This window comes from Roseivirga misakiensis (genome assembly GCF_001747105.1).
Classification (GTDB): Bacteria; Bacteroidota; Bacteroidia; order Cytophagales; family Cyclobacteriaceae; genus Roseivirga; species Roseivirga misakiensis.
Window position 1 is genome coordinate 756,569 of record NZ_MDGQ01000005.1, and the last position, 15,778, is coordinate 772,346.

General features: G+C 44.0%; 3 protein-coding genes. All 3 read left to right on the forward strand.

The genetic code is table 11. The features are described from left to right. The first annotated feature begins 94 nt into the window (after positions 1-94). On the forward strand, positions 95-12,814 hold the full coding sequence (locus BFP71_RS19415; protein WP_088124999.1) for a cadherin domain-containing protein: 12,720 nt from the start codon (positions 95-97) through the stop codon (positions 12,812-12,814). Between the two features lie 5 nt (positions 12,815-12,819). Beyond that, positions 12,820-13,254: a hypothetical protein gene (locus BFP71_RS11065; RefSeq protein WP_069835533.1), complete on the forward strand. Its 435-nt coding sequence runs from the start codon at positions 12,820-12,822 to the stop codon at positions 13,252-13,254. A gap of 275 nt (positions 13,255-13,529) precedes the next feature. Continuing rightward, the gene (locus tag BFP71_RS11070; RefSeq protein WP_069835534.1) at positions 13,530-15,638 is read left to right on the forward strand and encodes a tetratricopeptide repeat protein; all 2,109 of its coding nucleotides are present in this window, start codon (positions 13,530-13,532) and stop codon (positions 15,636-15,638) included. Positions 15,639-15,778 lie beyond the last annotated feature (140 nt).

The window sequence follows — 15,778 nt, forward strand, 5'->3', positions numbered from 1 at the left end:
GGTAGCGGATTTTTTTCCTGCGAAGTGGATTTTCGGCCTTCTAATAGTAACAGTTGTTGGTGACTGGTGCTGTTAATGACCAAAACATTAAGATATGCTTTTCCAATCTCGCACAAGTCGATTAGCTAGTGGACATTCACGAGCTAGTACGAATAGTACCTTCCGTAATCTACTCTTAATCCTCTTCGTGTTTATTGGTGCAACTCAGTTGAATGCCCAAAACTTAAGTATTACATCAGCAGCAACTGCATCCTTTGATGAAAATGCGACTGGAACCGTATACACTGTGGAGGCTACCTCCGACCAGTTTAGTATCTTCTTTAGCCTAGGGAGTGGCAAAGACGAATCGTTCTTCTCTATTGAAGAGATTTCTGGAGAACTAACTTTTAACAATCCTCCCGATTTTGAAAATGCGCAAGATGGCAATGGAGACAATGTATATGAAGTAGAAATCATAGCCAGTGATTTTTTTAACTCTGATGAAAGTATCACACTAAGTATTACCGTGAATGATGTGGCCGAAGGCGGGAGTGCTTTGTCCATCACTTCAGGTACAACCGCCAACTTTGCTGAAAACGCCACTGGCACGGTATACACTGCTGAAGCCACCTCTGATCAGTTCAGTATCTTTTTTAGCTTGGGTAGTGGTAAAGATGAAAGCTTCTTCTCAATTGAGGAGATATCTGGTTTGTTGACATTCAATAATCCTCCTGATTTTGAAATTGCACAAGATGGTAATGGCGACAATGTATACGAGGTAGAAATCATTGCAGCCGACTTTACCAATCCCGATGCGAGCATAACGGTCAGTATAACCGTAACTGATGTAGCTGAGAATGACAATGACCCGATCATCACCAGCAATGGAGGTGGAGCTACGGCTGCTATCAATGTTGCTGAGAATACTACGGCAGTAACCACAGTAACCGCGACTGATGCCGATGCAGGCTCAAGTATCACCTATGCTAAATCCGGGACGGATGCAGCCTTGTTTAGTCTGGATACCAATACCGGTGTATTGATCTTTACTTCGGCCCCTGACTTTGAAATCCCTGCTGATGATGGAGGTGACAATACCTATGTGGTGACCGTGACTGCTTCAGATGGGACGAGAACGGATGCGCAGACTATCACAGTCACTGTGACGGACGTAGCCGAGAATAACAGTGACCCGGTCATCACCAGTGATGGAGGCGGAGCTACTGCTGCCATTAATGTTGCGGAGAATACTACTGCTGTCACTACTGTAACGGCCACCGATGCCGATGCAGGCTCAAGCATTACCTATTCTAAGTCAGGTACAGATGCAGCGTTTTTTACTATCGGTTCCGGTACAGGAATCCTCACCTTTACTTCCGCTCCTGACTTTGAGTCACCTGCCGATGATGGCGGTGACAATACCTATGTGGTGACTGTAACTACTTCAGACGGAACCCGAACCGATGCACAGACCATCACCGTAACAGTAACCGATGTAGCAGAGAATAACAGTGACCCGGTCATCACCAGTAATGGAGGAGGCGCTACTGCTGCTATCAATGTAGCGGAAAATATTACAGCGGTCACTACAGTAACCGCTACTGATGCTGATGCAGGATCAAGTATCACCTTTTCTAAGTCTGGTACAGATGCAGCATTTTTTAGTCTGGATGCCAATACCGGAGTGCTGACCTTTACTTCAGCTCCTGACTTTGAGACACCTGCTGACGATGGTGCCAACAATACCTATGTAGTATCCGTAACGGCATCTGATGGTACTCGTACTGATGCTCAGACGATAACCGTCACTGTGACTGCTGAGAATGATAATGACCCTATCATCACCAGTGATGGAGGAGGAGCTACTGCAGCTATCAATGTAGCGGAAAATACAACTGCTGTGACGACAGTGACGGCCACTGATGCCGATGCAGGTTCAAGCATTACATTTTCTAAGTCTGGTACAGATGAAGCATTTTTCAGTCTGGATGCCAACACAGGTGTACTGACCTTTACTTCAGCTCCCGACTTTGAGACACCTGCAGATGATGGAAGGGACAATACCTATGTGGTGACCGTAACGGCATCTGATGGTTTGAGAGCCGATGCTCAAACTATAACTGTTACCGTGACAGATGTGTCCGAAGTCAATCCACTGAGTATCACTTCTAGCACTACCACCACCTTTGCTGAAAATGCTACTGGAACGGTTTACACTGCCGAGGCGACTTCCGATCAGTTCAGCATATTTTTTAGTCTTGGAAGCGGCAAAGATGAAAACCTCTTTTCTATTGAAGAAATATCAGGCTTATTGACTTTCAATAGCTCACCAAATTTTGAAAACCCTCAAGATGGGAATACTGATAATGTTTACGAGGTTGAGATTATTGCTAGTGATTTTACCAATACAGATGTCTCAATAACCCTTAGTATAACCGTCACAGATGTCGCTGAGAACGACAATGATCCAATCATCACGAGCAATGGAGGCGGAGCTACTGCTGCTATCAACGTAGCGGAGAACAGCACCGCTGTGACCACGGTTACGTCTACCGATGCCGATGCGGGCTCAAGTATCACCTATACTAAATCTGGGACGGATGCCGCTTTATTCAGTCTGGATGCCAATACCGGAGTGCTGACCTTTACTTCGGCTCCTGACTTTGAAATCCCTGCTGATGATGGAGCTGACAATACCTATGTGGTGACTGTGACCGCTTCAGATGGCTCGCGGACTGATGCCCAGACCATCACCGTAACCGTAACGGATGTACAAGAAGCCGATGTGACTGCTCCTGTATTTACCTCAGAAATTGGTGCATTGTACAATGAAGGAGACCTGGGCACTGCCTACACCGCCACTGCTACCGATGCTGGAACGGTTACTTTTACTTTGGGCAATGCCAAAGACGAAGCCCTTTTCGGCATTGACAATGGCGGTATCACCTTCAGAACAGTGCCCGATTTTGAGAATCCACAAGATGCTGACCAGAACAATACCTACTTACTGGATGTAATCGCCACAGACGATGCCAATAACAGCAGTACCAAGGCCATCATCATCATGGTGGAAAACATCAATGACAATGACCCGGTCATCACCAGTAATGGAGCAGGCGCTACAGCAAGTGTTGATGTAGCGGAAAACACAACGGCAGTAGCTACTGTGACTGCTACCGATGCGGATAATCTCGCAGCTTTGGCCTTTACGATTACCGGTGGTGCGGACCAGACCTTATTTGAAATTAGCAGTGGTGCATTGACTTTCAAGTCGGCACCTGATTTTGAAAATCCTGGCGATGTAGGAACTGACAATATGTATGAAGTGATCGTGACGGTATCAGACACCGAGCGAACCGATTCGCAGACACTTACGGTTACCGTCACCGATACCAATGACAACGCCCCGGTCATCACCAGCAATGGAGGTGGAGAGGTCGCTTTCATCAGCATAGCCGAGAACGGCACGGCAGTTACTACCGTGACCGCCACAGACGTAGATACTAATACCAGCCTTAGCTTTTCTAAAGCTGGTACTGATGGGGCATTATTCTCCATCAATGCTAGTACCGGAGTACTTACTTTTATCAGCGCACCAGACTTTGAGAATCCAACTTACAATGGGGCCGACAATACCTATGAGGTAGTAGTAACGGTCTCCGATGGAACTAATTCAGATACCCAGAATATAGCGGTAACCGTAACGGATGTCAACGATAACAGCCCAGTGATTACCAGTAATGGTGGAGGAGCCACAGCTGCTATCAATGTACCAGAGAATAGCACCGCAGTGACAACGGTAACTGCCACAGATGCTGATCCTACTGCCAATCTGAGCTACTCAAAATCAGGAACAGATGAAGCGCTGTTTTCAATTGATGCCAATACAGGAGTACTTACCTTCATTACCGCACCAGACTTTGAAAACCCAACTGATGATGGTGCCAATAATGGCTATTTGGTAACGGTAACGGTATCGGACGGTAACAATACAGATACCCAAGATATTACAGTTACCGTAACGGATGCCAATGACATTAGCCCGGTCATTAGTAGTAATGGGGGAGGGGCCACGGCCGCCATCAGTGTGGCTGAAAACAGCACGGCTGTGACTACCGTGACCGCCACAGATGTAGATAGGAATACCAGTTTGAGCTTTTCAAAATCGGGTACCGATGCAGATTTGTTTACCATCGATGCGAATACAGGTGTGCTCACTTTTACCGCTGCACCTGACTTTGAAGCACCTACAGATAATGGAGCTGACAATAGTTACGAGCTAAATGTAATTGCTTCGGATGGTATCAATACCGGCCTCCAGGCCGTCACTGTAACCGTCACAGGTTTGGATGATACCTCTCCGGTCATTACCTCGGGGACTACAGCCACAGCGCCTGAAAACAGCTCAGGCACCGCCATATATACCATCACCGCTACTGATGTAGACACCGATGATAGTCAATTACAATTCACGGTTCTAGGAGCTGATGCTGATAAATTTGAAGTATTTGAAACCAATAAGGTCAGAATCAAGAGCCCCTTAGACTTTGAAAAGAAGGAAAGTGCTGCAGGTTCAAATACTTTCTCAATCTTCATAGTAGCTGAAGACGGCATCAATAGCTTTGTTGCACAAGAGGTGACAATTTCACTAACCGATGTAAACGAAGCACCTGGTTTTGTGCCATCTCCTTCTTTTACTATTGACGTGAATGACAATGAGCCTTTTGAATTAAACGTAGTTACAGAAGACCCTGATGCGGGTGACCAGGTGAAGGTATCTTATTTGAATAGACCTGATTGGACCAGGGTGACGGAAGGCATTGAAGAGGGAGTAGGCGCTTTTGGTTCTGGTGCAGACAATGTAAGTGCCATCGACTTCAATAGCAAAGGTGAATATGTCTATTTCAGTAATTTCATTGGGCTTCGTGAAATCGGAAACATCTTTGGTGGATTAAGAGATGATATCACAACCACGAGTTTCACCATTACCAAAGTGGGCACAACTGGCTCCCAAACAATAAATGGTCTTGAGGCATCAATGTTTGATCAAAATGGTCAGGTAGTATCTCAGGATGATGTATCATTTGATAGGATTAAATGGGGGGCTTCGCCATTATTTCTGGGTAATGAATACAGTCATTTCTATGATGACATCTACCGTGATGTGGTTTACACAGAAAATGATGAGGTATTCATTATAGATGCCAATACAATTCGTAAGCTGGACTTTACCACAGAAAGAATGACCCTTTTTGCAGGTGCATCAGGTAAGGTATTCTTAAAAGAAGCCCCATCTGGTGATGTCACTGGAAGCTTACTCGATGCCCGATTCGATAACCTGAATAGCATTGTTTCTGATAAGGCCGGAAACCTTTATGTTTCTGACAGGGGTAATAAAAAGATTAAGAAAATTGACGTTTCATCTGGTCAGGTGACAAATTTTGGTGCGGCTGGAACCTTTACTGATCCTACCAGAATGGCCATTGATGCCAATGACAATCTCTTTGTGCTAGATGGATTCACCATCAAGAAAATTACCCCAAATGGTACGGTTTCTGATTTTATAGGTAATGGTACCGAAAGTTATGCAGCAAACAACACCTCCATCGGTAAGGTAGTTGATATGCACTTCGATAAGGACAATAGCCTTTGGATAATGGAGGATGACACCGAAACAGAAGGTCTTGAAACAAGAACAGGAAACAATCGAATTATTAGAAAGATTGATGTCAATGGTACTAGTACAGTGATCATTAAAAATGAAATAGAAGACATCAATCAACACATTCCGCAGCGAGGGAAATTTGATGAGACAAGTTTGGGCAGATTAGCAGCCATTACCTACAACAGCAATGCAGATCGCATGGTCTATTCTGAAAACTCGGTGCAGTTGATTAGTAATGCCCCAGTTAATAATTCTCATGCCTTAAATCAAATTGTTATCTCACGGCCTGAAAGTATCAGTGCCTCACCAACTATACCTGTTGGTACTTACACCGTTACAGCAAGGGCCGAAGACCTAGGAGGACTTACAAAAGATCAGGTATATACGGTCAACGTATTGGATAAAACGGCACCTGTGATTAACTCAGCTGCAAAAAGGAGTTTCAGAGAGAACACCACCGGAGAGGTGTATGCCGTTACGGTGGAAGCTTCCAATAACCCCAGCGAAACCCTTACTTATGCTTTTGCAGGCGGGGTAGACGATTTTAGGTTTTCCATAAGCGCCAGTACCGGTAAGATTTTATTGCAGTCGCCCAAAGACTTTGAGAATCCGGACGACCAGGGCGCTGATCGAACCTATGACCTTAAAGTGCAAGCGGTCGATAATGCTGGAAATGCCTCGGCTATAAAAGACATTCGATTGATTCTCACCAATAAAAACGAGAATCCGGAATTTACTTCAGACCCCGACCCTGAATACCTCACTGTAAAAGACACCGAAACCTACAGTTACCCTTTTACCACCACAGACATAGATGGTGATAAGGTAACCGTGACGGGTACCAATCTGCCCGATTGGCTCAAAATAGAAAAAGAAAACAATGGCGAGGCAACACGATTCGCAAGGTTACCAAGTATTTTTGGCATACATCTAAGACAGGACAGTAAGGGTAACTTATGGACGATGTCCCGTAAATGGTTATCCAAAATATCTCCCAATGGTGATGTAGACCAGATATTTACGCTCGGTTCCAATACGAGAATTTTAGTGGAAGGCGTTACCTTAACAATTAGAGACATATATGCTTTCGCAATTAATAGTCGTGATGAAGTACATTTATTTGCATTGGCGTTTCAAGGTAACACTTCTGTAGCTGCCCTTGTCATCCTTCGCTTAGATCAAAACAATCAATGGATTCACGTGGCGGGTGCTTTGAACACTACCACTACCGAAGAAAAAGATGGTAACCCGAAGGAAACGTCCATAACTGCTGGTTTTGGAGGTCTGACGGGCATGGTGTTTGATACACAGGATCAGCTTTATTTTACCTCTCGGAATTCGATCCGTAAAATAGCCAATAACCAGGTGACCACAGTAGCAGGTCAGTTAAACGCTCCTCCGGGAATCAACCCTTCAACGGATGGAGACGCGGCCAGCGCTTTCGTATCTCCCAATGCGCTGGCCGTAGCCCAAGACGGTACCGTGTATTTCAGCGAAGTATTTCAAGAAAAAGTGCGCAAAGTGAGTCCACAGGGCGTAGTGAGTACCCTGCTTACTACCGATGATGGTATGAGATTACCCTTTGGGTTGTTCCTGTTTGAAGAACAGCAGCTATACATTGCCGGTAGGGGATCTGGCTTTTTCGCGATAAGTGAAACTACTTCTGTTAACAAATACAGCCTGGTCGATAATAGCTTAACCAAAGTATTTTCAAGTGCTTCTTTCTCCCAAAATCACGATATTGAAAGCACTAATCTAAATGATGCTGAGTTCTCCAATATAACTGAACTGATTGTCTTATCTGAAGATGAATTTATCATTTTGGATTCAGATGTAATCAGAAAAATTAATGGCAAAACCAACCCAGACAGAGTCACTGGCAATGCCATAGGAAAAGCAGGTACCTATGACATCAGGCTGCAGGCATCAGACGGTCTTGGAGGTTTGGCAGAGCAGCGCTATACTTTAACGGTTGAAGACGTCACTGCGCCCGAAATTAATCCAGGTGCCTTCCGTTTCGAAGAGAATTTCATTGGTGAGATTCCCTTCCAGCTTACTGGAAGCGACAATGTGACCGAAGCCGAAAATCTGAGATTCAACACCTTTAGTGTAGGTGGTGATAATCAATTTTTTGAGGTGAGTACCGATGGTAAAATTTCTGTGAAAACTGCTCAGAATAAAGAAGCTCCTTCAGATGTTAATCAGGATGGTATTTATGAATTGCTTGTTAGTGTCCAAGATGAGGCAGATAATTGGGGATTTGCACTTATTACGTTGGAACTCAGTAATAAAAATGAGGCTCCCGCTTTTACCACCGAACCTAGTGCAGAGTCATTGATTGTAAAAGACAATGAAACTTTCACTTATGCATATCAAACGACTGACCCGGAAGAGGACCCTGTTACTGTCAATGGAACCTTGCCTGCCTGGCTTAGCTTGCAAAAGGGGAGCACAGGAGCATTAGAGGAAATACATAGTGGAATAAATACTATGTTTCAAAAAGGGGACTTTGGTTTTGATGGAAATTATTATTCCATACCCGGATTTTGGGGAAATAGAGTATTCCAAACTACCTCAGATGGGACTAGTTCTCCTTTTGCTACCGATGGATCGGGAGTTTATGGTTGGATAGATGGGGATAAGTCTGCGGCTCAATTTTCGATTCTATTTGACATTCGGGCTACACCTGATAGAAAAGCCCTTATCTTATCCGACTATAACAGGGCGTTCAGAAAAATAGACTTGGTTACAAATCAGGTAAGCACCTTGTTTCAATGGTCTGATCCACAAAGGCCCAACTATGTTAACCTCACTGGAAATGCTGATGATTGGGTATCTAATTTTAGAATTAAGGAGAATGGCAACCTGGTTTTCAGTATAGGGCCTGCACTTACAGATATTTACGAAACGACCCCCTCTGGTCAGGTGGTGAATATTACACAAGGTGTCTTCTCCAGTGGAAGCGGTATTTTTCTTCCATTTAATGATGGATCTTACTATGCGGTAGACTATCCTAGCGGACCCGACAGATCAAGATCTGTTGTACGTTGGCAAAACGGGGTGCCAAGTGCTTTAGCCATCCTTCCTGCCAACTTTGATTTAAACGATTGGATCATAGATGGGACAGATGTGCTCATTGCTGGTGAAGATCTTACCAACGAGCGTAACATAATCTTGAGACTCACAGCCGATGGTACCCTGAGTACGGAACATGATTGGAGACTTGATTACCAGGGATTGAATATGGGATCGCTTGAAGATGCTAAGACTGAATCGGCATCCCCTAGAAGATTTATGAGAGATCAGAATGGAACTTTGGTGGTCAGTAATTACCCCGCTTCCGTTCAAAATACCAATTCTAGAATTCTCCGAATCGATGGCACTAATGTGCCAGCAGGAGTTAATGGTTCAGCTGTAGACCAGGTAGGTACGCATGAAGTAACCCTGACAGCAGCCGATGTACCATTCGACCTGAAGACAGAGCAGAAATTTACGATTACGGTAGTAGATGCTACGGCTCCTGTATTTACTTCAGCCAATACCACCGCGGTGCCTGAAAATAGTACTGATACCTTCTTTAGCCTGAAAGCCAGCGATACCAACAGCAAAGCCGTATTTACTTACAGCATTGTGGGAGGTGCTGATGCTGCACGCTTTAAGGTGACTACTGAAAACGGAGAAGGGAAACTGGCAGCCGTAGCCGCCTTGAACTTTGAAGCACCCAACGATGCCAATCAAAACGGGGTTTACGAAATCACCGTAAGTGTGAGCGATGGAGTGAACAGCACCAGCCAGGACCTGCTCATTACACTGGCCAATCGCAATGATGCCCCTGAAATCACCTCAGACCCAGTGACTGAAGTGAATGACAATGAAACCTATAATTACCCATTCACCACAGCCGATGAAGATGGCGATAATGTAACGGTCAATGGTTCAGATATTCCCGATTGGCTCCAGCTCAACAATGAAGGAGGTGCTACAGTAAGCTCAATAGCCGGTGGCAGCGAAACTCCCGGAGCTGATGGTACCGGTACCGATGCCAGTATGTCTGTGATCTTAGACATGGTAACGCAAGACAATAATGATTTCTACTTTAATGAATTCGGTGCTAGGTCAATTAGAAAATTCAATTTACAGGGTGAGGTAACCACACTGGCAGGAGATGAAAGTCAGCCTATAGGTGATCAGGATGGAACGGGCAAAAACGCCAGATTTACCCAAATCAGTCACATCACTTTTGGACCCGATGGTAATTTGTATGTAAGTGATGATAACAAAATCAAAAAGATTACTCTGGCCGGAGAAGTTACGACTTATGCCGGTAGGGGCAGCAAACTAATCGATGAGACACAGAATCTCTCTGACCTCAAGTTTAGCGGATTGGGTGCCCTGGTGTTTGACAGTAAGGGGAATCTGTTTGCTGTTGAAGGTGGGTCCTTATTAGTGAAAATAGAGCCTGATGGAACGGTGAGCAAATTCGCAGGTGACACCGAGCAAGGATATCAGGATGGTGCTGGATTGAATGCCAGATTTAAATCCATCTGGAAGTTATTGATCGACAGTGAAGACAATATTTTTCTGACTGATTTAGGTGATTACAGAGTGAGAAAAATCACTAATGGTGGGGAGGTCTCTACTGTGGCGGGTAGTGGCGTGCAGGGCTTTGAAGATGGCAGTAGCACTACTGCACAATTCACTGGCCCAAGTGGTCTGGCACTCGATAGTGAGGGGAATCTCTTAATATCTGAGGGAGGAGGCATCTTTGGTGGAAGCAAGGTTGGCATAAGAAAAATTGACAAGGATGCGAATGTAACCACATCATTTATAAAGGATCAGAATCCAGGTAACGTAGGTCTGACCGATGGAGGTCTCAGCCAGGCAACTATGAGTTTTTTCTACGATTTTGTCCTGGTAGGCAGCGATATCATCTTTGGAGATGCCAATAGAATCAGAAGAATCAGTGGAGACGTTAGTACTGCTGGTCTTACCGGTGATCCAACTGGAAAAGTGGGTACTTATAACATCAAGCTCACGCCTAATGATGGAACAGTAAATGGCGAGGTTCAGGAGTTTACCCTGACCGTAAAGGATGCCACTGCTCCAACCATTGCCGATATTGATGCCCTCAGTTTTGCAGAAAACAATACCAGCACTGTGGTAGATGTCAATGCGACTGACACCAATCCTAATGCGCAGATCACTTACAGCCTGGGTATTACTAAGGATGAAGCGACTTTTAATATCAATGCAAATACCGGAGTCATCAGTTTTGCAACAGCACCTGACTTTGAATCACCGGCCGATGCCAATGGGGACAATACTTACTTGCTCGATGTGAAGGCCAGCGATGGCATTAACGAATCTACTGTGGCAGTACAGGTGACTGTGACTAATGTCAATGAATCACCCACAGACCTAACCATTGCGACGGCTTTTAATGAAAATGTGGTCAGTGGTCAAGGGCTCAGTACTATGGTTTCTACTGATGAAGATGCAGCAGATACCTTCACTTACAGCCTAGTATCAGGTAATGGTGATACTGATAATACCAGTTTTGAGGTCAATGGGACTACGTTGAGTACCAAAGTAGATTTTGACTTTGAGAGTCAAGTGAGTTACAACATTCGACTTAGAACTACTGATGCTGGTGGACTTACTTTCGATAAAACCTTTGTACTCACGATCAACGACCTGAATGAAGCACCTACCGACATCGCACTGGACAATGCAGCCATTGATGAGAACAACGCGGTAGATGATGCGATCGGGAACCTGAGTTCCAAGGACGAAGATGCCAGTGAGACGCATACCTATACCTTAGTAAGCGGAGAAGGTGATACTGACAATGCCAGCTTCGACATTGCAGATGGTGGCTTAGTAGCTAAGTCGATTTTCAACTTTGAAAGCAAAACCAGTTACTCAGTGAGAGTACGCACGACAGATAAAGGGGGACTGACCTTCGATAAGGTCTTCACCATCACCATCAATGATTTGAACGAGGCACCAACAGACATAGTCTTGGGGCTGTCTGCCATTGACGAAAACAATGCCATTAATGATCCAGTGACCTTGTTTGCTACTACAGATGCGGATGCATCAGATACGCATACCTATAGTTTGGTGGCAGGAGAAGGAGATACTGACAATGCCAGTTTCGAAACACTAAATGGTGGCCTGCTTGCAAAGGAGGTTTTTGACTTCGAAACGAAATCTAGCTATTCCGTCAGGATCAAAACCACCGATGAAGCCGGATTGTCTTTCGAAAAGAGCGTCACCATTACAATCAACAACGTAGAAGAAGCTCCGACAGACATCACTTTGGACAATGCCAGCATTGCTGAAAACAATGCTGCAGATGCTGCCATAGGAAGCTTTACTACCACTGATGATGACAATGGGGAGACCTTTACCTATAGCCTGGTGGCAGGAGACGGAGACGTTGACAATGATGACTTTACCATCACCGGAGCAGAATTGACCGTAAATAGTGTACTTGATTTTGAGACGAAGAGCAGTTATATCATCAGGGTACGCAGTACCGATGGAGCTGGACTCACCTTTGAAAAAGTATTTACAATTTCGGTTACCGATGTACCTGAACCGATCATCAGGGTAGTACACACAAATCCTGCGGAACCGGCTCCATTGGGCTTGACTTTTACTTTCGGTATGGAAGTATTTAATGATGGAGATGGACCTTTAGAAATAAGCAACATTGCTTATCCAGATGGCTTTAGTGGTGCATCATCTATGTCGGAGATAGCGGCTGGGAATAGTGCTATACTTACCGTTTCATTTATCCCACAGGAAGTAAGGACTTACTCAGGTGATATCGTCTTAACCTATAATGGTGGCATGGAGAATGTGGCAGTATCAGCTCAAGGTGCCATCATCACGGCGTTGGAGAATAATCGGGTTGACCCGGCAAAGGTCACAATTTATCCAAACCCTACAGATAGAGAATTCACGATTGATTTAACTGAGTTCGATGGAAGACCTGTTGACCTGAAGATAGCTTCTCCATCGGGTGTTCAGATGATAGCCATCCAACAAATTAGGAAGTCCAGTTATACGATAGATGTAAGATCGTATGCTCAGGGTATTTATATGATCGCCCTGTCTACTGCTGAACAAACCATTGTCAAAAAACTAATGATTAGACGTTAAACGAAATGAAAATAGCCAAACGATATCTACTCCTTCTTTTTATCTCATGCTTATATCTTAGCTGTGGAAATGATGATGCGCCACCAAATGCACAAGAACTGGCTTTTGAGCGCTTAGCAGGTACCTGGGACCTGGCCAATGGTGGCAGTATCATCATTGATGGTGAAGATGCCTCTCTTAATTACCCGAATTTTGGACTCTCTTTCACGGATGGAGGTTACAATACTATGAATGCCGGAGAGCTGTTCAGTGCTTCTGGAACTTGGGAATGGGCTAATGAAGAGGCAGGTGAAATAACTTTGGATAGATTGCGTACAATCATAATTAATGATTTGACAGAAACCAATTTCCAGTTTTCATTTACATTTACTGGTTCGGGAGGTGAAGCTAACCTTATAGATGGTATATCCGGCAATTATGTAATCACTGTTAAGAAGTAGGAAGTCAAAGAATTCGCAGATAGCTCACTGTATCTTTGGTACGCTAATGGTTCTATGGCTTTGGAAGTTGTTTAATCAAACGTACTGAGTAAATGGTCAATATATCACCCACCAATAAAACTCTGAATACTACCCATAACTCCTATGCTATTTGTTTTGCACACGTAACGTGTTAAAACTGACATATAACTCATAAGAGCTTAACATACACTTGTAATATATTTTTTTACTGAGGCTGAATGTGTTATGTTTAGCTAATTCGGATCAACCAAAGCATGAACAAGTTTATAGGAGAGTTAAAACGGCGTAATGTAATTAAAGCGACTATCTCTTATGTAGTTTTCGCATACGCTTTGCTCCAAATTATTGCTTTACTGGTTACGATTTTGGAACTAGGTAATGGTGTCTCTAAAGTTGCTCTGATTGTCCTGATTATTGCCTTACCCTTTTGGATCGTCTTCGCCTATATCTACGAATGGACACCCACGGGATTTAAAAAAACCGATAATATCTCTGAAGATAAGAGTATCTATGAGGCGACCAGTAAAAAGTTAAATCATTATATCATTGGTGGACTCGTATTGTTGATCTTACTGTTGGTAGTCGATCGAGTTTATGATTTTACGGGCGACATGATCAAAACCTCTGCTAAAACTCAAGTCATTGCCGTCTTGCCATTTTCTGATGAAAGTGAATCAGAGGAGGATGATTTTTTCAGTACCGGTATCTACAAGGAAATTGTTTCTCGATTGTCAAATGTCAAGGATTTCCGGATCATTGCCCGTTCGGCCATGGAGACTTATAAAGGCTTCGAGGGAGACCTCAGTACAATTGGGAAAAGATTCGATGCCAATTATATCCTGCAAGCCTCGGTAAGGCGGAACAAAGACAAAGTACGACTCACGGCTTCTCTGGTGAATGCCAAGAATAACCAAACAGAATGGTCAAATATCTATGATGGTGAGTTGGCCGATGTCTTCGACCTACAAACCGATATGGCGACCAAAATTGCGCAACAACTTCAAGCCAATCTAAGCCAAGAAGAGAAAGACGAGCTAAATGCGAAACCTACGGATAACTTAAAGGCCTATGAAGATTACCTGCTCGGTAGACATGTGGTGACACGACCCAATGCAGGCTTTGAAGAGTACAATGAAGGTGTACGAATTCTGGAGCGAGCCGTAGCAGCTGACCCCAAATTTGCATCAGCCTGGAATTTGATTGTTGAAATTCAAAGCGTACGCTATGACTTACTTAAGAACGATCCAAACAATAAAGAAGCGGCCGAAGAAGCCAAGCAAGCAACCTACGATGCTTTTGAAAAAGCGAATGCTTTAGCCCCAAATGATCCGGCCGTACTGGCATCCAAAGCTTTTATCCTAAAGAATATTGAACAAGACCCTTTAGGTGCCCTATCCGCATTTGAGAAGACAATAGAGCAAAACCCAAGTGATTACAACTCTTTAAAAGAGGCCGCTTTCCTCTACACTATGTTTGATCAACCCTTAAAATCTAAAGCTGCTTTAGAAAAGGCCTTTGCGCTGACACAGGACAATGGATATATCAGCTTCCAGCTCACCTTTGCCTATGAGATTATGGGCGATTACGATAAGATGGTACCTGTTTTAGAAAAGCTTGCTAAGTATTATCCTGAAGAGAAGCATTATGCTGTAGAAGCTAAATACTATCAGTTCCTAAGCGATGGTAAGATCTCTTCTTTTAACGATTTTAAAGCAACCATCGAGAACACCACTACCGAGTTTCCTTGGGATGAAAGGGCGGTAAAAAATAAGGCCATGGTGGTGGCCATGTTCGATAATAAGTTTGAAGATTATCATAATAAGTGGCATGGTCATATGGCAGCGCATACCGTAGACCACAATGGCTGGGTCTGCCCATTAGTAGCCAACGATAACCTCAATGAGGCTAGATTGGTATTGACCATGGGTAGTAAGCAAATGGGACAACAAATACTACAGCAAGTAGAAGACATTGTGCTCAGACCCATTAACCTTTATTCTGTTTGTACTTTTAATCCCGATGTATATCTACCCAAACTTGATTACTTAAGAGGCGATGAGGCCAAGGCCAAGCAAAAGCTAGATGAAGTTGCTTTAACCGTCATCCAGAATAAGAGTTTCCCAACTGGTGCAGTAGAAAGAGCCGTTTTAGTACAGGCTGCAGATATGATTGCCCCAGAAAAAGCCTATAGCCTTTACAAGCAAGTAACAGACAATACGATCTCCTTTGTGAGTTTTGAAAGCGTTTGTGCCGATCCATGGACTTTTCCTAACTTGATTAAAGACCCACGCTTTCAAGAAGAAATCAAAGCCGATGGCCGATTTGTAGACTTCCTGGACTCTTTTGGGCTGTTGCTAAAATAGAGTTTATTCCTAAGCCGCATCAAAACATCTGTTTACTGAAGTTTTAGAATGAAGCTTAGGGTTGCCTTATTCGCAAGGAGGAGATTTCTCGAAAACAGCAATCACAGGCCGTATAGGCTCTTCAAAATTTCAGAAAAACG